Here is a 25,339-nt window from a genome sequence, read left to right on the forward strand (position 1 = left end):
CCAATCCACAGCATCCTGAACTTATTGTAGCATTCCGCTGGAGAGCGGTCTATAAATACTACTTTTATATAATACGAGGTTACATAGAGGAATTTGCTTGCACTTGCAACGTCCACCAAAAATCGAAAGCCTTGCTAATTTCGAGCCAATCGGACGGTGTAAAATCCCTATGAAAATGCTTATGAAGCGTGATACCAGATAGGATTTGAAACAGTGAAAAACCTTGTATTTCCAAGGATTTTCTTGCACTGTGTTGCACCTGGTTTCATCGTATCGGGTCTACTCCTAAGCGTGGGGTCGGAGGTTCAAATCCTCTCTGGGACGCCAGAAAGCACCGCTGCAAGCCTTTTTTCGGGGTTTGCAGCGTTTTTTTGTTCCTCCTTCTCCCGGTAATTTCGCTTCTGTTACCGAGAGATTTTTATACGCCGCATGATGTATATTTGCTAATTGGACTCGAACGCTTTTCAGAAATTTGCTAAGAAATTTCTGCGGTTTGCTAATTCGATTTTTCGGATCACTTTGCCGGGGCTTGCGCCGCTATCAGGGCTGCGAGCGCACTCGCCAGCTCCGGCGACTTCTGAAGCTGCTCCACAAGGCTTTCAAGGTCCAGGGTCGCAGGTTCCGATTTTGCCGGTTCTTCCGGCGGACGGACATTGCGAAGATCAGGCTTGGCATAGAAGGCTGTCTCGAATTTCTGAGCATTGACCTTTCTATCCTCGTCCAGAATGTGAGCATAGATACTGGTTATCATGTCGATCTCGGCATGGCCTGTATCGCCCTGAGTGGCTTTCAGATCGCCGTGGTTCAGTTTCAGCTTGTAGGTGGTACTGGAATGACGGAGAGAATGAAAGACCACCTTCGGCAGCCCTGCGTCCTCACGGAGCTTTGCAAATTCTTTGAGGATGATCCGATCCTCGCAGGGCCGTCCATTGGGAAGTGCCACCACCAGATCGAAGTCCTGATATTCGTCGCCCAGGAAGCCTTTCAGCTCGTCCTGGGACTTCTTCCATTCCCGCAGGATGTAAGCCAGTGTTTTTGGCAGCCACACCTTACGGATACTGGAATCGGTTTTCGGCTTTTTCAGAACAATTCTTGTGCTGGTGTTCGGCATGAGCGGAGTGAATATGTAATAGATATCCTTCTCACCCAGCGTTTCAATCGCCCGTTTGGAAGCCCGTGTCAGCTCCTTGTCGATGTAGACATAGGCATTATCCGCCGCAATATCTTCATCGGAAATATGGACGTTCTCCCAGGTCAGTCCCAGGATTTCACCCATGCGCAGAGAGCAGGCAAAGGAAAGATTCATTGCTACATAGAGCTTGCTGTCCGTGCATTTGTCCAGGGCAAGACGGATCATATCCGCTGTCCAGATATCCCGTTTCGCATACTCCGTTTTCGGGAGGATCACATTGTCAAAGGGATTTCTTGCAATGATTTCCCATCGTACTGCCTGCTTAAACGCACACCGCAGGAGCTTGATGATCTTTTCAATGGTCTTGTCGCTGACATAGGTGGTAACGGCCTTTCGGGTCTTGGTAGACACCGACTTGGTTTTCTGTAAGGTCTGGATATAACCGTCAACCGCACGGGGAGTAACCGCCTGTACCTCCATATCACCGATGATTGGATTGATATAGTTCGCAATCAGCGCCGTTTGGCTGTCATACATAGACACGCCCCATTTCTTTTCTCCGTAAAGAGATACGAAGTCATAAAGGAACTCGGTGATCGTCTGATTGCTTGGCGGGAGAAAAGTTCCCGTGTGCTGCTGATTTTCGATTTCTGCCTTGCGCTTCAAGGCCTCTTTGTGGGTATGCCAGGTTTCCCACTTCTGTTTGGTTTCTCCGTTTTCATCCACATAGTTGTAAACAACGGAATAGTTTTTCTTTCGCTTGATTATAGATGCCATATCGTTCTTCCTTTCTTGGATCACAGGTCGAGGGAGTCAAGCCACTCGTCAAATGACCGCTTGGAAATGCGTATGGCGTTACCAATTCGCACGATTTTGAAGTGCCCTTCTTTTACAAGGATATATGCGGAAGTTCTTCCGATGCCCAGAATTTGAGCAATATCGTCAACCGTATATGTCCTTCTTTCAGGGGTTTCTTTCTTCGTGCCGTTCCATGTTTGAGACATGAGAACCCCCTTTCAGTTATGAAAAGGAACAGCACGAATATGTGTGGGTAATATAACTTCCACCATTATTTTACCGTGCTGCTCCGTGTTTGTCTGCTGCTAATTGAAAAGTTTACGATCTATCCATAAACTTTCAAAAAAGAAAAGTAGGCTTACGGACGGCTGCTGGCACAGCTCCACGGGAGTCTAACCCCGGCCCATGCTGATGGGTGCGGCGCACAATGCTTTGTGGGCGTTCAATGCGCGAGTATCTTTAACCCTGTCCGTGTGTCATCGCCTGCAAGCCGCCACGCTTGTTTTACGATCTGGTGCTGTTCGCTCGCCCGTTACAGTGGTCCCGTCCTGCGGACTTGAAACGAGGTCATGGCGCACCGATCGTATGGCTCGGCACAAACAGGAATGTATCCGTTTGCCTTATACTGCGGCGTTGGCCTCCCAACGGGCTTTCTTTGTCAAGGTGCTGCCTTCGGCCACGAAAGAGAGAAACAGGGAAAGGGTAAGCTGTCTCCGCTTTCAGACCGGGCTTGTCAGCTCATGCTGACAATGGAATGAATGAGCTTGATCTCCAATCGGCGCTTCATGTACTCGTCCACCCGAACATGGGGCTGGCCGTCAGGATCGTAAAGCGTCCGGGTGCAGAGCTTATTGATATAGCCCTCATAATACCGGAGTACCTGATCCACAGCCTGAGAGTCCCCGTCACGGGCGGCGTCAATCACCGAAAGAGGAAGAAGCTCCTTGCCCTTGTAAGTGGGTTTCTTCATACCTTCAACCTCCCTTCGGCATGAGTGCGGCCAACTTGATCCGCAGCTCGGTCAATGATTTTGCCCTTCGCCGTTGAACGGCACTGCGAGACATTCCAACAAGGCGGCCAACCTCCTGATCCGGCAGGTCCAGAACAAAATGCAGGATCAAAATACTCTGCTCCTGAACAGACAAACCGGCGAAGGCATCAGCCACAAGCTCGTTTTCAATATGCAGGTCATACCCATGGGACGAGAATGTAAATCTGTCACTGGGGTAATGATCTACAACGCAGAGCTTGTCCATCTCCATCTGCGGAAGGTCGCTGAATGACAGTTCCCTGTCACGGCGCCTCTGCATTTCCCGAAGGTAGTCGATTGCCTCATGGTACAGTACCAGCTTGCAGTAAGCATCGAACTGGCACCGCTCGCCATAGTCATTGCGGGGGATCATATCCATCTTTTCACCCCCTTTCCTGGGGGAATGAGGTGGGTTTCTCCCTTTCCGCTAACAAGGCGAACGCAAAGCCGCTCGCTACCCGCTAAAAGCCTCCTTTTTGAAAATTTATCAAAAAATTTTTTCGAGGCGGGCTTGTCCTCGGAAAACAGCAAAAAGCGCCCAGCAAGTCGCAACGGACCTGCAGGGCGCGGAAATGTTTTATAAAGAAGATTGCTTACATGGTATAGTTCATATCCAAAGCCGGACAACTCCGATGGAGGGGCTACGCTTTTTTTAACTGGTGCAGATCATGGATACTGCGAAAAAGAGAAAAGGACACGGCAAAATAACCTCCAATCGGCTACCGTGTCCCTGCAAGTCGTCATTGGTTTGTGTAGACGCAAAGAAACGGCGGCTCTGAAAATCAAAGCCGCCGTTTCATAGGCGCGTGAAAATGTGTCTGCTGTACGACGGCTTTTTTTCTTTTGCCGTCGTCCGGCAGATTAACATATGAAACTATAATTCATTTATGGTTGCAGTAATCGACATATTGCGAATTCGTTTTGCCGGAGCATATACAGCTGCGATTGCCGCAATCGAGACAAACAGAAGAATAACGCCCAAAGAGGTAATTGGGAACTGCCACACAGCAGATGGAAAATGCCCTGCAATAAGGAAATCATACAGCGATTTGCTAAGCGGCAAGCCAATAGCGCAACCAACAACGCACCCCAAAACAGCATAGGTGAATGCTTCACAAGCAATCATTTTCGTCATTTGCCGTTCATCCATTCCTACTGCCCGCATAGCTCCATATTGCTTCATTCTGGCAGACACACTCATGGAAATGCTATTGACAATGTTCATTACCGTTACCAGTGCAATAATTGCCAAAAACGCATAAACACAGAAAACAAAAGCCATATAAGTTCCCGTAGTGCGCTCGTCGCGTTTATCTCGAAAGCTATATGTTTGATCTACGGAATTCTGGATTGCCTGAACATTTTCGTCCGTAACATCTCCCGTTGTTTGTATCAGCACAAGAGAATAACCTTCCTCTCCTGTCAAACGGACAAATGTTTCATCAGAGGTAATCAATGTGAGCTTTCCATTTGTCAATCCATTCTCACTAAATGGGTCGTTTTTTAACAGTCCGGCTATGGTAAGGGTTTCATCCCCAATCTGAACAGTGTCACCGATTTTCCATGTGCTGTCCTGATCGGATGTTGCCAAAACAAAATTGCTGTCCCCAAAAACTTTGGACAGATCACTCCCCCTTTTCAAAGCACTGTCTTTTTTCAGACATTGTAAATCAAAATCGTCATAAGAAATCAAATCGACTGTGCCAGAAAAGTTGGTATCGTCGTTTAGTTTGGCAGAAACATCAAATACACTACGACGCCCGTAAACTTCCTTCACTCCATCCATTTCGCGGATGGTTGTAAGCAGTTCCCAAGGAATCGCATTACCGTCAGCACTTGCAATATCTATATCTGATGTGGCAGCCGACTGAGGAATCAGGTAATCCACAAAATCGACCATAATAGAAAAGCTCAAAAACAGGATGATGCTAAGTGCAAAAGAACCTGTCATCAGGAATAAATTTTTCTTCCCGGAGATTGCATGGCTGACACCAAGAAGGGATTCAATTTTTCCGAAGCCTACATACGGCGAATGGCGCATTGTTTTTTCGTGGCCTGCATTTCCAGACACCGCTGTGATAGGAGATACCTTTGCAGCATGTTTTGCCGGAGCATTTGCGGCAATCAGTACAGTAATCAGTCCCACAAAGATACCGCAAGCAATGCCAAAAATACTAATGCCAAAGAGAGGAATATCAGAAAATTCTTCTTTGACTACAAAACGCAGTACCGCGCAAAGTCCCCATGTAGTAACAACCCCTAAAACAAGACCGATAGGGATAGCTGTTTTGCACCAGTTCAATGCCTCTAAACGGACAAAGCGGATGGTCTGCTGCTTACTCATACCAATGCAGCGCATCATTCCGAAAAATTGGGTTCTCTGTGCAACGCTGCTGTTCATGCTGCTGGAAATCATCAAAACGCCTGCAATCAAAATCAGCAGGAACAGAACAACCGCAACAGAAAGAAGGGTTTGCCCCATGGAACTGCCGAGCAAGTCTCCAATAGAGAAACTTCCATGCTTACCAACCAATCGGGCCTGTTCCATCCGAAAACCCATTTCTGTCATACTGAATACTGCTGTTACCATAAACACAGCAAATACAATGCAAAGCAGCGTCATACGATTTTGTCGGCGGTGAACTTTAGCGGAGATGGGAATAAGACTAAGATAGCTTTTCATTCACGGCACCTCCCAAAATCAGTCAAAGTACCATCCGATACCTGTAATACCCGGTCTGCCGTTTGCGCAATACTGCGGTTGTGGGTAATCATAATGATGGTCTGCTCGTATTTTTTCGATGTTTCTTTGAGCAATGCTATGACCTCACTGCTGTTTTGTGAGTCCAAATTTCCTGTTGGCTCGTCTGCCAGAATCAGAGAAGGACGGGTAATCAATGCGCGGCCAATCGCCACTCTCTGCTGTTGACCGCCGGAAAGCTGACTGGGTAAATGATTACGACGATCTTTCAAATTCAAAACCGTCAGCAGTTCCTCCAAATATCTCTTATCCGGCTTTTGATAATCCAACAACAGCGGAAAAATAATATTTTGTTCCACCGTCAACTCCGGGATAAGGTTAAACGCCTGAAAGATAAAGCCGATATTCCTCCGGCGGAAAACGGTCAGCTTTCGATCGTTCATGGCAAAAATGTCCTTGCCGTCAATCAGAACCTTGCCAGATGTTGGCGTGTCCAAAGCACCGATCATATTCAGCAGTGTACTTTTACCAGAACCGGATTCCCCGACGATTGCCACATACTCGCCCTTTGGAACAGAAAAGCTGACATCCTTTAATGCCTTGACAGCGGTTTCTCCGTTGCCATAGGTCTTACTGATATTTTTGACTTCTAATAAGTTCATAGTGTAAACACCTCTTTCTGAATGATTTTGCGATATAGGCAGGCTGTCTTTGTTTGTCCTGCCTATGTGTGAGAGAATAGCACCTGAATCTTACTGTAAGCCTACAGCCAGCCTACAATTTTGTAGGAATCAGAAAATTCATTGTGAAAGTTGTCCCGATACCTAATTCGCTGTCAACCTCAATGGTGCCGTTATGAGCTTCAATGATTGCCTTTGCCAAAGGTAATCCCAGTCCAATCCCTTGCTTGTCCTTAGAAAAACGACTGCGATAAAACCGCTTGAAGATGTGATGTATATCCTCTGGGTGGATGCCGCATCCATTATCCGTTATCACAATTTGGACACCAGACGGCAACTCCTTCCACGCAACACGAATTGTTGCACCACTTTCTGTATGGTCAAACGCATTTTTCACAATATTGTCGATTGCCTCATTCAACCAATCACGATCACAAAAAAGGGAAAGATGATCCGAGCCAGACAGAATGATTTCTTTCTTTTCCTGTCTGGCTCTATATGCAAAATGCAGTTCAATATCCCGCATCATATCTGCAACATTTTCTGCGTTCTTTTCCAAGACAATGGCTCCGGCATCCAATCTTGTAATCTTGAGCAGACTTTGCACCAGTGTTTCGATACGGTCAAGTTCCTGCTCAGACAAACCCGCAAATTCTTTCACGGAGGACACTTCTATATCTTCGTCTTGAAGGAGTCCGTTATAAATATTGAGTGCTGCCAGCGGTGTTTTCAGTTGGTGTGAAATGTCGGAGATTGTATTTTTCAAAAACTCTTTCTCTCGTAACTCGTTATCTGCATGGGCATTTAACACTGCCGCTAAAGAATTGATAGAATGAAACAGTCGGTACAATTCGCCCTCATTGTCACATTCAATACGGGCATTGCGATCACCATCAAGATATGCATTGATTTGTAATATCGCCTGCTCCATGATCTGATTTTGCCGATTAAAATATACAAAGCAGACTGCCCATCCAGCACCGCCAGCCAATAGAAAAAGGATTAGCAATAACATAGAAAGCCGGCGATATGACAGCCATAGAAAAACCTCGGCTAAGAGAAATGTAACCCCAAAAACCAGTGAAAGCGAAAGAAATAGATTTTTGATTTCTTTATTTGCCAGTATCTTCATTCTGCACCTCACCCGATAATATTCCATTTATATCCCATACCTCGAACAGTCAGGAGCATTTGTGGTTCGCTTGGATTATCCTCGATCTTCATACGAAGCCGACGCATATAGACCGTAAGGGTATTACTGTCGATATAATTCCCGTCGCAATCCCATAGCTTATCTAAAATTTGTCCCTTTGTCAGCACCATGCTTGGGTTTCTCATAAACAAGCACAGTAGCTTGTATTCCGCGGCAGTCAAATCCAACAGCTCCCCATTTTTGAAAACCTGTCCTTGCAGCAAAAGAACTTTGATGCCATTCGACTGCAATTCTGTGTCTGCTGCTTGAAAAGAATTTGCACGTCGAAGTAAGGCGTTAATCCTTGAAACGAGAACCCCCAGTTTGAACGGTTTTGTGATATAGTCATCACCTCCAATATCCAGCCCCATAATAATACTTGTTTCCTCATCCGAAGCCGTCAGAAAAATAATTGGCACCTTTGATGTAAGTCGAACTCTTTTGCAAAATTCAAAGCCAGACCCATCTGGCAGAGATACGTCCAACACCAACAAATCATATTTTCCGTCTGTCCACAATTCCTCCGCTTCTTTGAGCGTTCTGGCGATATTTAATTCAAATCCCTGCTTTTTGAAAGCAAAAGAAAGCCCGTTAATCAGGCTTAGATCATCTTCAAGAAGTAATATATTACTCATACTTTTCTGCCTTTCCTTGTTTTGTTCGACCATCAATCGGCTTTTCCGCCGCTTTAGGGATCAGCCAAACCCCAGCCATCTTCACAGCGCCGGGGATACGCCCTCCGGAACATAAATAATTTACCTGGCGAGGCGTAACATTCCACTTCTTGCTTGCCTCTTTTAATGTCATGTAGTCCATTTTGCACCTCCCCAAATATTATATTTCGTCTGCACGAAGAATACAAGGATGTAAATGTGAATTATAAAATGTAGATAGAACGGATATCACATCATTCCATGTACAAACTATGAAATATAGAATGTATATGGGTGATGTTGAATGGCAAAAGTGAAAGACTGCCCTGGCTTTGAAACCTTCGGTGCAGATGTAAAAGAAGCACGGAAGGCGAAGAACCTTGCACGAAAAGATTTAGCCGAAAAGGTGAATATTGATACCAGGTATCTTGCCAACATTGAAAACGAGGGCACGATCCCCAGCCTGCCGGTCATCATACAGCTTGTAAAAATCTGCGGCCTGCCGATGGAGAGATATTTCAATCCAGAGGTCATGCGAGAGGAAAGCGAGCTGCGCCAGCGGGTCGGACAGAAGTTGAAACTCTGCCCGGAACAGTATTTGCCTATCGTGGAAGGTGCCATTGACGGGGCCTTAAAAATTGAAAAGCCGAATGAAGAAACGGAGGGTGTCTGAACATCCTCTGTTTTTCTTATTTTGCGGGCATTTTTGGACTTCTGCAACGCTTTATAAGTAGGGATAAGATACGGTAGCAAGCACAGCAAGCGAGTACCCGCTTGCGAATTTTGAGATTTTCAGGTCCCTTGCCCGAAAATTCAAAATTGCTTGTTGGGATAATCCCAAACCCTTATGAAGAACGGAGGCGGCGCATGGCAAACCGAAAGCGGAATATCCAAATGAAATTCTATGTCACGGAGGACGAAAAACGGCTCATAGATGAGAAAATGAGCCAGCTACCCACACGCAGATATGGCGCCTACCTCCGCAAGATGGCGATTGACGGGTATATCATCTATACGGACACCGCAAATATCAAGGCGTTCACAAAAGAGCTTTCCGCAATCGGTCGGAATGTCAACCAGATTGCCAAACGGATCAATGCCGGAGGCCCTGCGTATCAGGCTGACATGGACGAGATACGGGAAAGGCTGGACGAGATATGGCAGTTACAAAGACACATCCTATCAAGTCAACGCTGAAAGCGGCCATTGACTATATCTGCAACCCGGAAAAGACGGACGGAAAACTGCTTGTTTCTTCCTATGGCTGCGCCGCCGAAACTGCGGATATCGAATTTGCCTGGACCCGCCGCCATGCCATCGACAAGGGAACGAACCTGGGCCGCCACCTGATCCAAGCCTTTCAGCCTGGGGAGGTCACGCCGGAACAGGCCCATGAGATCGGTATGGAGCTTGCAAAAGAAATTCTGGGCGGCAAGTATGAGTTTGTGCTTACCACCCACATAGACAAAGATCATGTTCATAACCACCTGATTTTCAATGCGGTCAGCTTTGCGGATCACAAGCATTATCATTCCAACAAGCGGAGTTATCACTATATCCGCCGCACCTCCGACCGGCTTTGCGAGGAACATGGTCTGTCTGTCATTATTCCTGGACAGGACAAGGGCAAGAGCTATATTGAACATCAGGCCACGCAGAACGGCACCAGCTATAAGGCAAAGTTGAAAGCTGCCATTGACCGACTCCTGCCAGCCTGTTCCAACCTGGAAGAACTGCTTCGCCGCCTGCAGAGAGAAGGCTATGAGATCAAGCGCGGCAAGTATATCTCCGCCAGAGCGCCGGATCAGGAACGATTCACCCGTCTGAAAACCTTGGGGATGGACTACACCGAAGAAGCCCTTGCCGCCCGGATCGCCGGACGATCCAGACCTTCCCGCCAACCGAAACGGCAGGACGGAAAGATCAGCCTGCTCATTGATATCCAGAATAACATCAAGGCACAGCAGAGCGCAGGCTTCACCCATTGGGCGAAGCTGAACAATCTGAAACAGGCCGCCAAGACCATGAATTTCCTGACCGAGCACGGGATAAGCAACTATGGAGAACTGGAAAGCAAACTGACCGCATTATCCGCACGGAGAGATACCTCTCATGCAGAGATCAAGCGGATAGAAAGCAGAAGTGCCGAACTTGCCCTTGTAATGAAGCACACCGGAACTTACCGTCAGCTAAAGCCGATCTATGACCGATACCGCAAATCGAATGATAAAGAAAAGTTCCTGCGGGGGCATGAGAGCGAGATCATCCTTTTTGAAGCGGCCGCCAGAGAATTGAAACGGCTGGGGGCTATGCCGCTGCCGACAACGGAAAGCATGAAAACGGAGCTTGCCAATCTCAACGCAGAAAAGGAACGGCTCCTTGCTGAATACAAAGCAGCAAGAACCGAAGCCCAGGAATACGATACCGTCAAGCAGAATGTGGATGCGCTGCTGACCGTTCCAAAGGAACAGGAACAACAGCGGCGGCATGAACTTGAATAAATTTCTTTGAAAGACGCTGGGCGCAGCTCCCGGCATCCTGTATAATGGAACTGCGGAAGGAGGTTTTACCGATGACAAGAAGCGAAGCAATCAAAGCATTTTTCTTCAAAAGCGTATTGCCCGTGATCGTGGCACTGATTCTGTATTGTATCTTCAAATCCGCCTGCATGAAGAACGGAGAGCTTGACTATGTATGGCTCTGGATACTCTGCGGGCTGCCGTTTGGCCTCCATCGGATGTGCCTCTGGATCGTGCCGGGCGGCGGCTCCCTGGGTAGAGGGATCGCCCTGTTTGCATTGAACTTCATTATCGGTGGCGTGATAGGTGGTTTCATTCTGGTATGGCGGCTGATCGTAGCGGTATGGTATGTGCCGCTGACCATATACCGGCTGATTATAGAATAGACACCTTAGACACATATACGGAAAACGCAATATGTAGTGTCACAAAGTTGATTTTATTGCGAATATATGGTATTTTATTATAAGATTTTGCATGGTTGGATATTAGCTTTTTCAGCTACACGCTCCATCACACACTTAAAGGGGTGAATTATTATTGGCAGAGGATTACCTTTCCAAAGTGTTCAAAAGTGCATATTCAGATGTCATTTGCAAGTGGAGATCAGACGGTCTTACAGATACAGAAATCATTGATAGACTAAACAAAAATACCGTAAACAACAGTATGAATGCACTGTTGAAACAGGCCGCCAAGGATTACTATGAGTATTTTGTCGAAAAGAGATTCGAAATTTCGTATAGCCAAAAAATCGAATCAGATAAATTTATTGCTCATCAAAATGAGATTTGGGGAAAATGCTTTGTTGTCTCAGAAACTATGTATGTAATGGCATTGGAAGCGGCGGAACATTATTCTTCCTTCGTCAATGAATACATATCAGATAAAGAAAAGAAAGAAAAGCAATACACTTTTTTGGCGTTACAGTATATGCACGGTCGCTGCTGTCAAGAGTTTTTGGAAATACTGCATTTAATGAAACTTGGTTTTGCTGATTGTGCTTATGCCAGATGGCGCTCGATGTATGAATTATGTTGTAACGCTGCTTTTATAAAAAAGCACGGTGAAACGATTGCAAAGCAATATGTAGAGCAATCGCAAACCGATGAACATAAATACAGTTGGACCAAAGGTGCAAAAAAAGACGATGGTACAGAATTAAAAGTAACAACATTCCAAGGCATACAAGACAACTGTGATGTGGATGAAGCATGGAAAAAACAGTACAAGTTAGCTTGCTTTGTAAACCACGGTTCGCCGCAAGGAACATTCAAACGATTGTGCTTAATGGACGAACAAACCTTTGTAGTTGTAGGGCAATCAGATTATGGTATTACAACGCCAGCAGAACATTCCGCTATCTCTTTGCAATGGATAACCAGCATGTTCTTGAGTATATTTCCTTGTCTGGATGCACTTGCTCATGCCAAAGTAATATATGATTGGGTCGATGAAGTTCGCAAGGCGTATTTCAAAACTGCTGATGAATGTTTTGGAACGAATTTTAATTACGACGAGAAATAATCAAACAAAAAACATTTTGAAAACAGTTTATCACTCCTGTCCCATGATGGAAGATATAAAATTTGAACATAGAATAAGGAGATTGATTATGGCTACACCTAACTTATATTGGCCTGTATATAAAAACCTTGAAAAAGAATTTTTGAAATTAGCAGACTACATCCATATTTCAGATGACCAGACCAGTATTTACTCAATGCACATAGCGGATTTAATTGTACGTTGTTCTGTTGAAATTGAAGCACTATCGAAGGAACTGTATAGCTCTCTTGGTGGCAACATGACACCCACTGACACAAACGGTGATGTGCGCGATTTATACTTTGATACCGATTGTCTTGATTTGTTAGAACAAAAATGGCATATCAGCAAAAAAGAGATTACAGTTTCTGCAATAAACTTATATCTTACCGAAGAAAAGCACAGACTATTGCTCCCACTCCATAAGGCTAACAAACGCGGAACAAGTGGAAGCAAATGGAAACAAGCGTATCAAGCCGTTAAGCATGACCGCAGAAATTCATTAAAAAAGGCAACCATTGAGAATTTGCTTCATGCGATGGGAGCACTATACATATTGAATTTGTACTATAAGGATGAACGAACCGATATTGGTCGAGTTTATTTGAGTGACCACAATTTTGATAATCGTGCCGGTTCTGAAATCTTTTCAGCCCATTGTTGCCATGCAACGTGCATCACTATGGCTTACCACATGGATGATAGTTGTATTAGTCCACCGTTGGGGGATGAATTAGAACGATCTATATACATAATCAAATATGATGATAAATCATTCAGAGAAATGCATAAGAATTTCTGTTTGGATTTCCAGATAACAGAGCAAAGATTTAATAACTCACCTGAAATTGCTAAATTTTTATCCGAACATCCGGAATACAAAGACAAATCGATAAACGAAATTTGCTTAGCTGCAGGAGGAGATTCTCTTTTAATGAGGATAGTGTGTATGCAACACTCTATGGGAGAAAGAAGTACGCGAATGGAAGCACTTCTCAACAAGCACTCTGGAATTTATCCTGAATTATTACCACCAACTACTCAAGGAAGCTAATAAAAAAAGGGAGCGCAGCCCTCGGACGAACCGAGAAGCCGCGCTCCCTTTTTGCGTGATATAAAGTGTCGATTTTGACCTCTGTATGACCTCCACGGAGGAAGAAAACCTCCACAAAGGAAAACATATGGCCTACCTTCCGAAAAGCCGATACAGGAGATTATTTGACCGTTTTTGAACCCCTACCGCTACACTTTTTCGATCCCTCCGAAGTGTAACGGGGACAGGCTATCAGGATTACCCGGAAACTCTGCTTGCAGTCGTGGGTACAGCCACGGCAAACCTTGTTATATTGCCGCCTGCCGTTCTCACCCAGGAAGAAGGACCACTCCTGCCGCCATTTCTTGCTCCTGCTCATAGGCTGCCATGCTCGGGCGTGCCGCGTCCTTCACGTGCCTTTTCAGGCGTGGGTCTTTCGGCACATTCCCGTTTTGCCTCGGCAAGACGTTCACGGATGGAGGGGCGTTCTTTTGTTTCTTCCCGCTTTCCGTTGTTGATCTGCCCGTCGATCATAGCGTAATCATCCTCCACGGTCATTTCCGCCGTTTTGAGGGGATTGTCGCGTTCCTGCATTTCCGCATTGACTACGGCAAAGGCCCTGGTACCGTTACCCATAATAAGAAACTGCCGGTCGTCAGACTGATGGTGAACGCCGTAACCGGCCGCCTCCATCTGCTCCCGGCTCATAGCCGTCACCTGAAAGCTGCCCCTCGGTGTCTGCACACGTTCGCCAGTTTCAAAACGGTCTGGCAGATAAGTGAGGTCTTGCTTCTCTGCCGGGACAGGGAGAACAACGATATTGCCATTGATCTGCATAAATCGTTCCGGCGTTTTGAACTGTTCCGTGTATTTCTGAATCAGTTCCGGGGACAGGGAGGCGAAATCTTCCTCACCAAGTCCAACCACCAGGAAAGTCCCTGCTACGATATCATAAATTTCTCCATTTTCATCCCGCAGCCCACGGTTCAGATCAAGCCCTATGAGCTTTCCTTCATCATTGCAAACCAGCGCCACCGGGTCAGAATAGGGATAAGTTGCGCCAATGTCTCCGCCGACCTCCGCCTGCAGGGAATGAAGATCGGGGTCGATTTCCTTCACATAGGGTTCCTTCATAGGCTCCACTACAAGCACAGTCATCTTTTCCGAGGCAACCTTCTCCGCAGCGGACAGCATTTCATCCGCATGGGACTTCTCCGGGTCATCCAAAGCGGCCTTGACCTCCGCCGGATCAAAATCAAGAAATTCCTCATAGCCCGTGGCATCCTTGAACTTTTCAATCTCCGAAGGAAGATAGTCCTCCTGCGTTTGCCCCAGCGCCGCCAGCTTTTCATCCAGAGCGGAAATGCGCCCTGCCATCAGGTTTTCGTAGAGTTCCTCCTTGGCAGCCTGTGCCTCCGGGTGTTCCGCCGCATACTGCGGATCACGCTGCCGGAAAAACTCGTCCATGTCAAAGGCGATATCCATAGCCCATTCAGATTTTTCTTCTTCGGGAAGATCGTCCTGAAAGGTCATCACCCGGTACTCGTCGGGGATACTGCCGCGCTCACCGTCGTAATGCTCATGGAAACTGTCACCCGTATCACGCACATAGCCCTGATCCGTGAAGGTGCCGTTTTCCTCCAACGCAACGTCCCGGCCGTAGGCCTCATAGTCGATGTAATTCTGCAAATGCTCTGGCACCTGCATAACGTCCAGTTCTTCGATGTAATAGCGGCCCAGATCGTCATAGTCATGGATATCGGGGTAAACCTCATAGCAATCCAGATTCTCGGTGAGGTTGATGATCTCCTGCAGGCTGCCGCAATGGTCACCCATTTCCATACCGGCCTGAAACTGTGCGTATTCGCTTTCGCTCATTTCATCCAGCTTCGATGCCAGATAATTCAGCTCGTCCAGATTTTCATATTCACCCAGCTTACTGTAAAGACCGTCCACATAGCAGTCATAGTCCGTGATGAACCATTCTTCATAGGGCTGGCCGAAGTCATCCTTCTGGCCGATCCCGATCCGCTTAAACACTTCTTTCAGTTCCTCGGCGGTGGTGGGAAACTTCACCCACTCGCCCACAAGCTCGCCCTCATTGTACTTCCCAAGATTGGTGATAAAGGCGGCAAAGGGATAATCCTTGTCGTGATCGTAATATGGCATATCAGCACCTCCTTACAGCTCCGGCGCAGATTTTTCCTTATGGGGCTGCGCCTTGCTTTTCTCTGCACATTCCTTCTTGCCCTGTTCCAGCCGTTCCCGGATAGAAGGCTTTTTCTCCGGCTCCGCAGGGCGTTCATGATTCCACTCGTCGCCGGAAAGAGAAATATATCCGTGTTCCGTAAAATGGCCCTGTTCCTCCTGCATGGCGTACTTGCCAAAAGGAACAGGGTCAATTGCTTTCAGAAGTTCCGGGGGCAGCAGCATATCCATGTGCTGTGCCAGATACCGCCACCCCAGATCATTCAGATCGTGGATATTGGGTTCAAATACGAAATAGTCGATGTTGGCCGCAAACTCCTTGAACTGCTCCGGCGCTGTCAGCTTGAAGGGCGAGACCTGCACCGCCGCCAGCACCTCCCGGTCCTCCGGGGAGAGGGCAGCCACCGCCGCCCTCACTTCGGGTAAATGTTCCAAAGTCTTATTTTCTGCCATTGACACCTTCCTTTCTTTTCGGAAATTCCAGTTTGAAGTTGATGTATTTGCCACCCGTGTCATCCAGGATCACCGCAGCGTCATAAGCAGCCTGTTTCTTTTCAGACCACATTCCCTTGACATTGGTACGTCCCTTTTTCAGAAGGTCCGTTGCCACTTTCTTTGTCAGCTCCTTCTTGCGGCTCGTCCAGAAGCGGTCATTTTTCCAGAGAACGAAACCGCAGGACCGATCCGAACACGCAAAGTTCTTCTTACCCTCATAAACCGGCTGGCCGCAGCGGGGGCAGGTACCAATCACTTCCTTCTCCGGGGCAAACAGCTTTTTGCCATCCTCGGAAATGCAGGAATAGGTGGACACGATCTCTTGAACCATCGTGCGGATACCTTCCATGAAGGTATCCGGGTCAGTGCTGCCTTTTGCAATCTCCGTCAATTTCTGTTCCCATTCCGCTGTCAGCATGGGAGAGGTCAGCGGCTCCGGCAGGACCGTGACAAGGTTGATACCGTCTTTTGTGGGGATCAGGCTCTTGCCCTTGCGTTCCACAAATCCGGCTGCCACCAGCTTTTCGATGATAGCCGCCCTGGTCGCAGGCGTGCCAAGACCTTTTCGCTCCGCCTCGTCGGGGATATCGTCCTTGCCCGCGTTCTCCATAGCGGACAGAATGGTATCTTCGGTGTAGGGCTTCGGCGGTTGGGTGAAATGCTCGGTGACGGAAACCTCCGCGCCGTCAAAAACTTGTCCTTCGGTGAAGTCCGGGAGCGTGCCGCCGTCCTCGTCCGCAGGTCTTTCTTTCAGGGAGGCACGGAAAATGCGGTCGATCTCCCGCCAGCCTTCGGAGAGGATGCACTTGCCCTTTGCGGTAAAGGAATGACCGCCGCAGTCGAAAGTTACCGTGACTGCCTCATACACATACGGCTCCGCCGATGCACACAGCAGCTTGCAGCAGACAAGGAGGAACAAATTGCGCTCGCCCAGAGGCAGACCCTTGATATCTGCTTTTTCAATCTCCATCGTGGGAATAATGGCGTGATGGTCGGATACGTCCTTGTCGGAAATCATGGCCTCCACCAGCGGAAAGAAGTTGCCGCAGCCATCAAAGGGCGGCAGCTTTGCCGCCAGGCGGATCACGCAGGACGCCGTTTCCGCCATATCGGAGGTCAGATACCGACTGTCTGTGCGGGGATAGGTCAGCAGCTTCTTTTCGTAGAGGCTCTGGGCGTAGTCAAGGGTCTGCTTCGCCGTGTATCCGAACAGGCGGTTTGCCTCCCGCTGCAAGGTGGTGAGATCATAGAGCTTCGGAGGCTGTTCCTTCTTCTGCTCTTTCGTGACAGAGGTACAGGTGACGGTCACACCCTTGCACATAGCCGCTGCCTGTTCCGCCTCCGTTGGATCGGTGAATTTCTCCGACACCGCCTCAATCCCGTCCAGCGTCAGACGCAGCAGATGATATTTTTCTTTGCGGAACAGCGTGATCTTCGCGTCACGCTCCGCCAGCATTGCCAGCGTAGGTGTCTGCACACGGCCCACATTCAGGGTACGGTGATAGAGAACGGAGAAAAGACGAGTGGCGTTGATCCCCACCAGCCAATCCGCTTTCTGGCGGCACAGGGCTGATTGATACAATGCTTCATAATCGGCGCCGGGGCGCAGATCAGAAAAGCCCTCCCGGATGGAGCTGTCCTCCATTGAGGAAATCCAGAGACGGAGGATCGGCTTGCGGCATCCAGCCATTTCATACATCAAACGGAAGATCAGCTCCCCTTCACGCCCGGCGTCACAGGCATTGACAATGGTATCCACATCGGGGCGGTTCATCAGAGTGCGAAGATTTTCAAAGGCCTCCTCTTTGCCGGGTGCCAGCACATAGCGGAACGGCTCCGGCAGAATGGGAAGATCGTCATAGCGCCATTTCTTGAAATGCTCGTCATAGCCGCCAGCATCCATCGGGGATACCAGGTGTCCCACGCACCAGGATACGAGAAGTCCGTTGCCTTCATAAAAGCCATCGGCCCTGGATGAAGCACCCAGGGCCGACGCGATAGATTTTGCCACGCTCGGTTTTTCCGCAATAATCAGTTTACTCATTCTTTTCCTCCGTTTCCTCGTCCTCAGTCAGATATTCTTCTTCATCCTCCAGGTCGAAATCATCCAGATCAGCGGGAACTTTCTTGCCCTGCTTCGGTTTCAGCACCAGGAAATAGACCGCCGCGCCGCCTCCGGCTGCAAGGATCAGCAGCACCGCCAGGATCGCCCCGGTATTGCTTTTCTTTTCAGGTTCCGGATTCTCCGGATCGGTGGGCTCCGCAGCTTTCTGTTCTGTGCCAACACATTCACTGAGGTTCTTTACGCAAACCGGGCAAGCGGTATTGACCGCTCCGGCCTGGCACTTTTCCGTACAGGTGCAGACAATAGGTGTTTCCGCCTTTTCTCCATCCTCCGTGAGTGCCATGAGGTCGGCTTCATCCACCTGGTTCAGAAAATGCACGGTTTCCTCGCCCTCGTCGTCACGGTCGATAATGAGATAGAACACATTGCCGTTCTTCGTTTCCACTGTGATAAACTGTTTGCCACTGGCTGTCGGGCTGCCAATATCGTCGATCAGTGACAGGTTCCCGTCCGGCGTTAGGGCGGCACCACCATTCAAACCGCCACCCAGCATACCCAGCAGATTTTCCAGCGTTTCAGCGTCCAGGGAGAAAGAGCCTTTCCCGGAACCAGCCTCGCCGTCACTTACCGTCATGTAGCTGGAATAGACATAGCCGACTTTCTCCGGCAGGATGACCTTCAGCCAGTCGCCGTCCGTGCCGATCACCTTCACGGTCGTTCCGTTGGGAAGCTGGGTGAAGGCGGTGTAGTCCATTCCCGCACCCGTGCGGACATTCAGATTGCCGCCGCCCGTGGTGACAGTACCGGTCTGCCCGGAGTCATTTTCACCGGAACTGAACTGGATACCATCCTCGGTGACGGATACCGTGACCTGGCTGCCTGCCAGAGTGGAAAGCAGATCAGAAACATCTCCAGCCGTTTCCTGTTCAGCCACGGACTCCGTGCTTTCCTCACCGCCGCTGGCAAAGGCGGTGACAGAAAAAGCGGCAGTGCTGAGCACCACCGCCAAAAGAGCCGATACCATTTTTGTCATAAAGTTATGCTTCATCCTCGTATCCCTCCGTTTCCTCATTCTCGGTGTTGCCCTCCTGCAGCATACCTTCCGGCAGGGAGATCATACCGCTGGCATAAGCTTTCAGGAAGGCGGTCAGTTCCTTGTTATCCATCTTCACGGCTTTCACCATGCGGACGATTTCCAGATTTTCTTCCTCCGCAAGCTGGGTCTCCAGCGCACGAAGGCGTTTCTGCTGCTCCGCGATCTTTTCTTTGGTTTTCGCAATGTCATTGCGGATCTTCTGTGTCGTTGCCATAAATCAAATTACCTCCATATCGTTTTTTAGTTGTAGGGCGGTCGCCCGAAAGCGTAAAAGTGGGATTGCCAGTAGCTTGTGTTGATATCCGCATACTGGATAGGGTCGCCGCAGTGCAGCATTTTTCCACCGCCCACATAGATACCCACATGGGAAACGCCCGGTGTATCGTAAGTGCCGACGAAAAAGATCAGGTCGCCGGGTCTTGCGTTGGCAGAGGATACCGGGGTGGAAATATTGTAGAGTCCTTGGGCTCCCAGCCTGCCCGTATTGCAGACGCCGCTTTGCGTCAGCACCCAGGACACGAAGCCGGAGCAATCAAAAGAAGTGTTCGGATTGCTGCCGCCCCAGACATAAGGATATCCGATGTACTTCTCCGCCTCGGTAATGAGCGCTGCAAAGGTTTCATCTTCCAGTGCGGAAGGCGGAATATCATAGGTGGTGGGCGGTTTGGTGTACTTGTCTACATAGCCGGAGCCGGGGAATAAATCTTCCCGGTTTCCCAGCGTTGCCATATAGACCGCATACAGGGAAAGTGTTTCTTCGTCCATGATGTAGACCGGCACATGGGAAAGGTCGAAGTTTTCCAGCTTCACATTGCAAATATAGTAGTTGTATGGTACTTCCACGTCATAGTCGTTTCCTTCGCTGTCTGTCCGTGTCTCCGTCCGATAGCGTACCTCCACTTCCACGGTCTGCGTCAGGATGTACTGCTTTTCAAAGAGCATTTGCAATTCCGCCTGAACCTCGTCGATGGTGAACACCCCTTCATGGAACGCCGTGAGAATGGAGATCAGCACATAAGGGTCATGTTCGATCTCGTCCAGATCAAAACGGTATTCGTCATATCCGGGGTGCAGAGCCTCATAGTGGTCCAGTTCATATTGAAGCTCCTGCTCCAGTTCGCAGTAGGACGCCTCCGCAGCCAGCATATCCGCGTCCTCGGAGAGATAAGAAGAAGTGAATACACCGCCCACGCCGGAGCCTGCCATCATGGAACAGGAAGATACCCCGCCAAACAGCAGGGCAACACAGGCACCAATTCCAATCACCAGCAGAACCGCCCGGCTATGGTGCTTGATGTAGAGGAATGTTTCCTTGAAGGCATCCTTTGCTTTCTGTGCCGCACTTTTTGCCGTGGCCGCTGTGTTCTTTGCGGTTTTCTCTGCCTGCCGCAGCTCCTTTGCGTAGTTCCGCTTGATCCGCTGTTTCTGCAGGAAGCGGGATACCGGGTTAGAAGCTGCCAGTGCAGGATCATCATGCAGTGCCTTTTGGTAAAGGTAGTCGGCGTTTGCCTTAAAAAAGGCCTGTTCCGCCTTCGCCGCGTCACACCAGGGCTTTGTGCGGTGATGATGAACGGCGGCACGGACTTTGCCTTTTCCGTAGGCAAACCCACGCTCCGTCAGCACCTCGCCCTTGTGTCCGGCCTCCACACCCACATTTTCCTGCTCTACTTCATGCACTTTCGCATGGGCGGCGTGGACGATCTCATGGACCGGCCGAGAAAGCGGATTGTGCCGCAGGCGTCCATTGGGGCGTTTCTCCACTTCTTCAAAGTGAAGCTGCATCTTGCCTTTTCCGGCTGTCTCATCAAAAACACGCTCGGTACGGAGGACTTTCTTTGTGGGGATGGCGGCCGTTGCCGCATCTAGCCGATCCGCCGCACGGTCGGAACGGTCGATGTACTTTCCAAGTGCGGGATCGGCACGTTCTTCCTCGGTAAATTGCAGACGGGAGGACGGGCGCTGCCTTGCGGCAGAACCATCCCGCACCGCCTGGGTGTCAGCCTTTTCCACCTTTCGTGCGCTTTTCTTTTCATGGTGTTCCGCCGCACGCAGGGCAAGGTCAGCCGCAGCACCAGCGGATTCTTCCGAAGAAGCGGACAGTTCCGTTTCCGGCTCCCGGCTGCTGATATGTTCCACCTCGCCCGTGGCAAGGTTTTCCGATACCGCACCGTCACGGGTCATTTTCTGCGTGATCTTATCGGTTGCTTTCAGTTCCCTCATAGGCAGTCACCTTCCTTTCCATAGGGACAAAAGTCGCCGCAGGTGCCAATCTCAATCATGGCGATATAGCGGAAAATGGGATAGGCCTGGGGTGGGCAGACCGCATTTCCCAAAGTTTTCAGCCGCAGAGCCCGGTCCTCCATGCGCTCGGTCATGCGGGGGATTCCTTCTGGCTCGGCAGCCCAGAGGATACGTCCGTCCATCCTTTCGGGAAGCCCATGAGCCATTCCACCCAATCCGGGTTCAGCGCCGCCGTTTCGGAAACCGGCTGTTCCTGAGAGATGATCTGCGCCGACAGGTTCCCGTCCTTCTTCGCCGGATCGAAGGCCGACGGCTTCAAGGTTGAACGGAAACCGTCCGACGCCACCGGGGTCAGATAGAATACCGCCGCCGACAGGCTGAGGCTCCAGATCGCCCCGTTTCGGTTCCTCTTGCGGAATATCCCATTGTCCGACAGGAACACATCCAGGCTTGCCGCGTCCCTGGCGGTGTTGTTGTCGGAGGCAAGGGGTGTGGGAAACATCAGCCGCGACGATAAAAGTTCGCTGGCGCTCATGCCATGCGCCGACACCGCAAGCCGGAAATACGAATGGGAGAACAGCGTATCCCGCTTTTGCCAGGTCAAAGATCGTTTTGTCGAGCCCCATATTGATGAAGCCAGCAACATTTTCCCCAAGCACCCAACGGGGCCGCAGCTCGGTAATAATGCGGCACATTTCCGGCCACAGGTAGCGTTCATCCGCAAAGCCCTTCCGTTTTCCGGCGGTGGAGAAGGGCTGACAGGGAAAGCCGCCTGAGATAACGGTAACTGTTTCAAGTCCTGTTTTTTCAAAAAACGCCTCCTTCGTGAAAGTAGTGATATCCCGGAACCTGGGAACATCCGGCCATCGTGCGGAGAGGACGGAGTGCGGAAAATCCGCCCACTCACACTGGCAGACGGTTTCAAACCCGGCAGCCTCCGCCGCCAGGTCCAGACCGCCAATGCCGGAAAACAGGCTCACATGGGTCAGTTTATTCATGGTTCTTCGGCGCACGGAACGGTTCGATCTCACTTTCCAGCTCCGCAAGGACCGCCTCCATATCCGCTGTGACCGCCTTGTTTCTGGCGATCAGCCGGTTCATCACATCAAAGAAGGTTTCACCTTCCTGTTTTTCTTCTGTATGCAAATAGCGGGGATCATTCATGTTCGTTTTCTCCTTTCCCGGTTTCACCAAGTTTTGTTGTCATAATGCTGTAAAGCTCGTTGTCCTTCGGGAAGTCATCCACAAAAGGCAGGATCACATTGCCGAAGAAGATCAGCCCCTCGCCGGGGCCTGCGTTGCTGATATGCGCCGCCTGCTGGTTGGAGATATTCAGGCGCTCGCAGAGGATTTTCCTGTCTCCGCTGGCCTGGTTCAGAAGGTACACAAAATCGCTGTTTTCAAAGATGTTCTCGATCTCCGGGGAGGAAAGCAGGTCCTTAATGTTCTGCGTGATCCCCGTGGGGATACCGCCCCATTTGCGAAAGCGTTTCCAAATCTCCACGCTCCAGGTACCGACCTCGCCGCGCAGCAGAAGGTGGAACTCGTCCACGAAGTACCAGGTGGATTTACCCTGATCCCGGTTTTGGGAAACACGGTTCCATACCTGGTCCTGGATCACCAGCATACCCAGGCTTTTGAGCTGCTTTCCCAGCTCCTTGATATCGAAGCAGACAATGCGGTTGTTGATATCCACGTTGGTACGGTGGTTAAAAACATTCAGGCTGCCATGCACATACAGTTCCAGTGCCGCCGCGATCCGCTGTGCCTCCGGCTCCGGCTGCCGTTTGATCTCGTCATACAAATCTTCCAGCAGCGGCATATTCTCCGGGCGAGGGTCTGCGATATAGGGGCGGTACACGATCCGCACAGCACGGTCAATGACTGTCTTTTCCACTGGCTCCAGACCGTTCCGGCCGCCTGCCGCCAGTTCACAGAACGACAAGATAAAGTCGGATTTCAGTGCCAGCGGGTTATCGTCCTCGCTGTAATTGAGATTGATATCCATAGGGTTCACATACTGCGTACTGGTAGGTGAGATTTTGATGACCTGTCCTTCCAGACGGTTCACCAGTGGAAAATATTCCGCCTCCGGGTCGCAGATCAGGATATCGTCCTTTGTGTTCAGGAACACACCCACGATGGAACGCTTTGCAGAAAAACTCTTGCCGCTGCCGGGCGTACCTAAGATCATGCCGTTGGGTGTTTTCAGCTTTTTGCGGTCAGCAAGGATCATATTGCCGGAAGTGGCATTAAGCCCGTAGTAAAGAGCTTCGCCGCCGTGGAAAATCTCCTGTGTGGTGAAGGGAACAAACACCGCCACCGCCGAAGTGGTAAGCCCGCGCTGTATCTTAATGCGGTTGACACCCAGGGGCAGAGCCGACACGAAGCCGTCCTCCTGCTGAAAGTCCAGCCGCACCAGGGAGCAGTTATATTTCTGCGCCACGCTTGCCGCACGGAGAAGGTCATTCTCCAGCTTTTGCTTGCTGTCTGCAAAGTTCACCACCAGAAAGGTCATCAGGAACATCCGCTCATTTCTGCTTTGCAGATCACGGAGGATATTCTTTGCCTCGCCTGCGTAGGTGGCAAGGTCAGTGGGGATGATATCCATATCGAAACCTTCCCGCACCGCCTTTTTCTGCGCGTCGATCTTCATACTGTCAATGTCGGTGATCTTCCGTTTGACCGTTTTGATTGCCTCGTTCTGATCCATGCTGCGGATATGGAGGCTGACAAGCAGCCCGCTGTCCGTATCCAGCAGCTCGGTGAGCATACGGTCATCCATTTCCGGTGCGCTGATCTGCAGAAAGGACACGGCACAGAATTTATCTGCCATCGTGAACTTTCTTGCTTCACCGAAGCGGAAAGAAGAAGGTGCGATAAAATCCTGAACCAACAGGCCGGAAGGGGCAAGCCAGCTCCATTCAAAGGTAAACCGTTCCCCGTCCGGGTGCAGGATGCCGTGGAGCATTTCCAGCCACTCCTTGCCGCCAAGCTCCTTTGCCAAAGCACCCATGACCTTGAAATGGTTGAGGGCGTCCATGACGATCCTGGAAAATCGTGCCCGTGCGGTTTTGCTGTCCCGTGCCTCGATGGTGAGGGTCAGATACTTTGTCTTGATAAGACCGTTGTTGCCCCGTTCAAGCTGCTTGCGGAGCATTTGCGTGTAAAGCTCACGGATATGGTCGAAGTGATCTCCCTGCGCTGCGATCTCGATACGCTTCACAAAATCCTCCCGGTTCATGCGGCGGCTCACAAGAGATAGCTGCATCCCGATAGAAGCGTCATGGGCGTTATACATATCGCAGAGGGCTTCAAAGATCGCCGTCTGGTCGTCAGGCTTTGCAAGCTGATAATTCACATCCTCGAACTCGATACACTTCGACCAGGTGTGGTCGTCCAGCTTGCACAGACCGTCCGGGTACATCTGGCGGAACGGTAAGGTGTCCTGTGCGGAATGTACCTTGCCGTCGCCTCTGGCGGTTTCCAGGATACGGCTGATCTCACGCTTTTCTGCGGCGGTCAGCTTTACTGCGGGTTTTGCCGTCTGCCGTGCCTGCGGTTCTGGCTTTTGCTTTCTGAACAATGGCTTTCACCTCCTTTTCCGCCTGGGCCTGCCGCTCCAGGGCTGCGTAGAAATTGTTTGTCTGGTAAGGCCGTTCCTTCGTCCGCAGGAACATACAGCGGATGACCTGTCCGGCCACCACCTCCAGGGGTTGACCATGCCGCTCATACATGGCAAGTAGAAAGAACGGGAGCATGACGATAATCATGCAGAACGCGGCGGCGCTGTTGCTGGCCGTGCGTCTGAGCAAAAAGAAAAGCGGTACTCCGATGAGTGCCGCCGCTCCGAAACATATAAGCTGCCGTTTGGTAAGCCCAAACAGCACTTTGGATTTTACTTTCGTCAAATCCTTTGGAATGGTTACATACGCCAATTTATCAAGC

General features: G+C 49.8%; 25 protein-coding genes and 1 pseudogene. 6 read left to right on the forward strand and 20 right to left on the reverse strand.

From position 1 onward, the window contains the following. Positions 1 to 514 precede the first annotated feature (514 nt). From GPK89_RS06760 to GPK89_RS06800, 9 genes are all read right to left on the reverse strand, one after another. Positions 515 to 1,909 (reverse strand): site-specific integrase, encoded by a 1,395-nt coding sequence (locus GPK89_RS06760; RefSeq protein ID WP_186292809.1) that lies wholly within the window; start codon positions 1,907 to 1,909, stop codon positions 515 to 517. A gap of 20 nt (positions 1,910 to 1,929) precedes the next feature. Beyond that, the gene (locus GPK89_RS06765; RefSeq protein WP_005541444.1) at positions 1,930 to 2,136 is read right to left on the reverse strand and encodes a helix-turn-helix domain-containing protein; all 207 of its coding nucleotides are present in this window, start codon (positions 2,134 to 2,136) and stop codon (positions 1,930 to 1,932) included. Positions 2,137 to 2,663: 527 nt separating this feature from the next. After that, entirely contained in the window at positions 2,664 to 2,900 is a 237-nt protein-coding gene (locus tag GPK89_RS06770) for a helix-turn-helix domain-containing protein (protein WP_007705888.1), read from the reverse strand. Positions 2,901 to 2,904: 4 nt separating this feature from the next. Next, positions 2,905 to 3,339: a sigma-70 family RNA polymerase sigma factor gene (locus GPK89_RS06775; protein ID WP_005541445.1), complete on the reverse strand. Its 435-nt coding sequence runs from the start codon at positions 3,337 to 3,339 to the stop codon at positions 2,905 to 2,907. A 495-nt stretch (positions 3,340 to 3,834) separates the two neighbouring features. Continuing rightward, positions 3,835 to 5,643, reverse strand: coding sequence for an ABC transporter permease (locus GPK89_RS06780; protein WP_054705816.1), 1,809 nt, complete (start codon positions 5,641 to 5,643; stop codon positions 3,835 to 3,837). After that, the gene (locus GPK89_RS06785) at positions 5,640 to 6,323 is read right to left on the reverse strand and encodes an ABC transporter ATP-binding protein (RefSeq protein WP_008705963.1); all 684 of its coding nucleotides are present in this window, start codon (positions 6,321 to 6,323) and stop codon (positions 5,640 to 5,642) included. The genes GPK89_RS06780 and GPK89_RS06785 overlap by 4 nt, the downstream gene beginning before the upstream one ends. A 112-nt stretch (positions 6,324 to 6,435) precedes the next feature. Continuing rightward, entirely contained in the window at positions 6,436 to 7,356 is a 921-nt protein-coding gene (locus tag GPK89_RS06790; RefSeq protein WP_430750597.1) for a sensor histidine kinase, read from the reverse strand. A gap of 125 nt (positions 7,357 to 7,481) precedes the next feature. Continuing rightward, complete coding sequence (locus GPK89_RS06795; RefSeq protein WP_215692156.1) at positions 7,482 to 8,168, reverse strand: response regulator transcription factor; 687 nt, start codon at positions 8,166 to 8,168, stop codon at positions 7,482 to 7,484. Further along, positions 8,161 to 8,349, reverse strand: coding sequence for a helix-turn-helix domain-containing protein (locus tag GPK89_RS06800; protein WP_054705810.1), 189 nt, complete (start codon positions 8,347 to 8,349; stop codon positions 8,161 to 8,163). The genes GPK89_RS06795 and GPK89_RS06800 overlap by 8 nt, the downstream gene beginning before the upstream one ends. A gap of 141 nt (positions 8,350 to 8,490) precedes the next feature. Here GPK89_RS06800 and GPK89_RS06805 point away from each other — a divergent pair, with 141 nt between their 5' ends. The 6 genes from GPK89_RS06805 to GPK89_RS06830 all read left to right on the forward strand — a co-directional run bounded on the left by GPK89_RS06805 (position 8,491) and on the right by GPK89_RS06830 (position 13,307). Next, positions 8,491 to 8,859, forward strand: a complete 369-nt coding sequence (locus GPK89_RS06805; protein WP_021738115.1) for a helix-turn-helix transcriptional regulator — start codon at positions 8,491 to 8,493, stop codon at positions 8,857 to 8,859. Between the two features lie 194 nt (positions 8,860 to 9,053). Further along, positions 9,054 to 9,383 (forward strand): plasmid mobilization protein, encoded by a 330-nt coding sequence (locus tag GPK89_RS06810; RefSeq protein ID WP_215692157.1) that lies wholly within the window; start codon positions 9,054 to 9,056, stop codon positions 9,381 to 9,383. Beyond that, entirely contained in the window at positions 9,344 to 10,687 is a 1,344-nt protein-coding gene (locus GPK89_RS06815) for a relaxase/mobilization nuclease domain-containing protein (protein WP_215692158.1), read from the forward strand. Before GPK89_RS06810 ends, GPK89_RS06815 begins: the two co-directional genes overlap by 40 nt. 71 nt (positions 10,688 to 10,758) lie before the next feature. Beyond that, positions 10,759 to 11,091, forward strand: a complete 333-nt coding sequence (locus tag GPK89_RS06820; RefSeq protein ID WP_215692159.1) for a DUF6050 family protein — start codon at positions 10,759 to 10,761, stop codon at positions 11,089 to 11,091. Positions 11,092 to 11,245: 154 nt separating this feature from the next. Continuing rightward, a complete protein-coding gene (locus GPK89_RS06825) occupies positions 11,246 to 12,232 on the forward strand; it encodes a DUF5677 domain-containing protein (protein ID WP_215692160.1) in 987 nt (328 codons plus the stop codon). An 88-nt stretch (positions 12,233 to 12,320) separates the two neighbouring features. Beyond that, positions 12,321 to 13,307, forward strand: a complete 987-nt coding sequence (locus GPK89_RS06830) for a hypothetical protein (RefSeq protein ID WP_215692161.1) — start codon at positions 12,321 to 12,323, stop codon at positions 13,305 to 13,307. Between the two features lie 354 nt (positions 13,308 to 13,661). Here the strand turns inward: GPK89_RS06830 and GPK89_RS06835 are convergent, their stop codons facing one another. From GPK89_RS06835 to GPK89_RS06880, 11 genes and pseudogenes are all read right to left on the reverse strand, one after another. After that, positions 13,662 to 15,455, reverse strand: a complete 1,794-nt coding sequence (locus tag GPK89_RS06835; protein ID WP_215692162.1) for an antirestriction protein ArdA — start codon at positions 15,453 to 15,455, stop codon at positions 13,662 to 13,664. Positions 15,456 to 15,467: 12 nt separating this feature from the next. After that, positions 15,468 to 15,947 (reverse strand): hypothetical protein, encoded by a 480-nt coding sequence (locus tag GPK89_RS06840; RefSeq protein WP_215692163.1) that lies wholly within the window; start codon positions 15,945 to 15,947, stop codon positions 15,468 to 15,470. Continuing rightward, positions 15,934 to 18,033 (reverse strand): type IA DNA topoisomerase, encoded by a 2,100-nt coding sequence (locus GPK89_RS06845; RefSeq protein WP_215692164.1) that lies wholly within the window; start codon positions 18,031 to 18,033, stop codon positions 15,934 to 15,936. The genes GPK89_RS06840 and GPK89_RS06845 overlap by 14 nt, the downstream gene beginning before the upstream one ends. Then, positions 18,026 to 18,688, reverse strand: coding sequence for a DUF4366 domain-containing protein (locus GPK89_RS16585; protein ID WP_430750598.1), 663 nt, complete (start codon positions 18,686 to 18,688; stop codon positions 18,026 to 18,028). Before GPK89_RS16585 ends, GPK89_RS06845 begins: the two co-directional genes overlap by 8 nt. 9 nt (positions 18,689 to 18,697) lie before the next feature. After that, a pseudogene (locus GPK89_RS16590) lies at positions 18,698 to 19,126 on the reverse strand (SH3 domain-containing protein); the annotation flags it as partial. Next, positions 19,092 to 19,364 (reverse strand): DUF4315 family protein, encoded by a 273-nt coding sequence (locus GPK89_RS06855; RefSeq protein WP_021738126.1) that lies wholly within the window; start codon positions 19,362 to 19,364, stop codon positions 19,092 to 19,094. The gene GPK89_RS06855 and the pseudogene GPK89_RS16590, both read right to left, overlap by 35 nt. A 26-nt stretch (positions 19,365 to 19,390) precedes the next feature. Beyond that, a complete protein-coding gene (locus tag GPK89_RS06860; protein WP_215692166.1) occupies positions 19,391 to 21,370 on the reverse strand; it encodes a C40 family peptidase in 1,980 nt (659 codons plus the stop codon). Further along, the gene (locus GPK89_RS06865) at positions 21,367 to 22,389 is read right to left on the reverse strand and encodes a DNA cytosine methyltransferase (RefSeq protein ID WP_215692167.1); all 1,023 of its coding nucleotides are present in this window, start codon (positions 22,387 to 22,389) and stop codon (positions 21,367 to 21,369) included. The genes GPK89_RS06860 and GPK89_RS06865 overlap by 4 nt, the downstream gene beginning before the upstream one ends. After that, positions 22,382 to 22,555: a hypothetical protein gene (locus GPK89_RS06870; protein ID WP_173011349.1), complete on the reverse strand. Its 174-nt coding sequence runs from the start codon at positions 22,553 to 22,555 to the stop codon at positions 22,382 to 22,384. The genes GPK89_RS06865 and GPK89_RS06870 overlap by 8 nt, the downstream gene beginning before the upstream one ends. Then, positions 22,548 to 24,977, reverse strand: coding sequence for a VirB4-like conjugal transfer ATPase, CD1110 family (locus GPK89_RS06875; protein WP_215692168.1), 2,430 nt, complete (start codon positions 24,975 to 24,977; stop codon positions 22,548 to 22,550). The genes GPK89_RS06870 and GPK89_RS06875 overlap by 8 nt, the downstream gene beginning before the upstream one ends. Further along, the gene (locus GPK89_RS06880; protein WP_215692169.1) at positions 24,895 to 25,329 is read right to left on the reverse strand and encodes a PrgI family protein; all 435 of its coding nucleotides are present in this window, start codon (positions 25,327 to 25,329) and stop codon (positions 24,895 to 24,897) included. Before GPK89_RS06880 ends, GPK89_RS06875 begins: the two co-directional genes overlap by 83 nt. Positions 25,330 to 25,339: the final 10 nt, after the last annotated feature.

The organism is Gemmiger formicilis, from assembly GCF_018784445.1.
GTDB lineage: Bacteria > Bacillota > Clostridia > Oscillospirales > Ruminococcaceae > Gemmiger.

Bases quoted from the DNA above. Each gene is read 5' to 3' on its own strand.
- GPK89_RS06760 (WP_186292809.1), bottom strand. From the start codon at position 1,909: ATGGCATCTATAATCAAGCGAAAGAAAAACTATTCCGTTGTTTACAAC.
- GPK89_RS06765 (WP_005541444.1), bottom strand. From the start codon at position 2,136: ATGTCTCAAACATGGAACGGCACGAAGAAAGAAACCCCTGAAAGAAGG.
- GPK89_RS06770 (WP_007705888.1), bottom strand. From the start codon at position 2,900: ATGAAGAAACCCACTTACAAGGGCAAGGAGCTTCTTCCTCTTTCGGTG.
- GPK89_RS06775 (WP_005541445.1), bottom strand. From the start codon at position 3,339: ATGGATATGATCCCCCGCAATGACTATGGCGAGCGGTGCCAGTTCGAT.
- GPK89_RS06780 (WP_054705816.1), bottom strand. From the start codon at position 5,643: ATGAAAAGCTATCTTAGTCTTATTCCCATCTCCGCTAAAGTTCACCGC.
- GPK89_RS06785 (WP_008705963.1), bottom strand. From the start codon at position 6,323: ATGAACTTATTAGAAGTCAAAAATATCAGTAAGACCTATGGCAACGGA.
- GPK89_RS06790 (WP_430750597.1), bottom strand. From the start codon at position 7,356: ATGTTATTGCTAATCCTTTTTCTATTGGCTGGCGGTGCTGGATGGGCA.
- GPK89_RS06795 (WP_215692156.1), bottom strand. From the start codon at position 8,168: ATGAGTAATATATTACTTCTTGAAGATGATCTAAGCCTGATTAACGGG.
- GPK89_RS06800 (WP_054705810.1), bottom strand. From the start codon at position 8,349: ATGGACTACATGACATTAAAAGAGGCAAGCAAGAAGTGGAATGTTACG.
- GPK89_RS06805 (WP_021738115.1), top strand. From the start codon at position 8,491: ATGGCAAAAGTGAAAGACTGCCCTGGCTTTGAAACCTTCGGTGCAGAT.
- GPK89_RS06810 (WP_215692157.1), top strand. From the start codon at position 9,054: ATGGCAAACCGAAAGCGGAATATCCAAATGAAATTCTATGTCACGGAG.
- GPK89_RS06815 (WP_215692158.1), top strand. From the start codon at position 9,344: ATGGCAGTTACAAAGACACATCCTATCAAGTCAACGCTGAAAGCGGCC.
- GPK89_RS06820 (WP_215692159.1), top strand. From the start codon at position 10,759: ATGACAAGAAGCGAAGCAATCAAAGCATTTTTCTTCAAAAGCGTATTG.
- GPK89_RS06830 (WP_215692161.1), top strand. From the start codon at position 12,321: ATGGCTACACCTAACTTATATTGGCCTGTATATAAAAACCTTGAAAAA.
- GPK89_RS06835 (WP_215692162.1), bottom strand. From the start codon at position 15,455: ATGCCATATTACGATCACGACAAGGATTATCCCTTTGCCGCCTTTATC.
- GPK89_RS06840 (WP_215692163.1), bottom strand. From the start codon at position 15,947: ATGGCAGAAAATAAGACTTTGGAACATTTACCCGAAGTGAGGGCGGCG.
- GPK89_RS06845 (WP_215692164.1), bottom strand. From the start codon at position 18,033: ATGAGTAAACTGATTATTGCGGAAAAACCGAGCGTGGCAAAATCTATC.
- GPK89_RS16585 (WP_430750598.1), bottom strand. From the start codon at position 18,688: ATGACGGTAAGTGACGGCGAGGCTGGTTCCGGGAAAGGCTCTTTCTCC.
- GPK89_RS06855 (WP_021738126.1), bottom strand. From the start codon at position 19,364: ATGGCAACGACACAGAAGATCCGCAATGACATTGCGAAAACCAAAGAA.
- GPK89_RS06860 (WP_215692166.1), bottom strand. From the start codon at position 21,370: ATGAGGGAACTGAAAGCAACCGATAAGATCACGCAGAAAATGACCCGT.
- GPK89_RS06865 (WP_215692167.1), bottom strand. From the start codon at position 22,389: ATGAATAAACTGACCCATGTGAGCCTGTTTTCCGGCATTGGCGGTCTG.
- GPK89_RS06870 (WP_173011349.1), bottom strand. From the start codon at position 22,555: ATGAATGATCCCCGCTATTTGCATACAGAAGAAAAACAGGAAGGTGAA.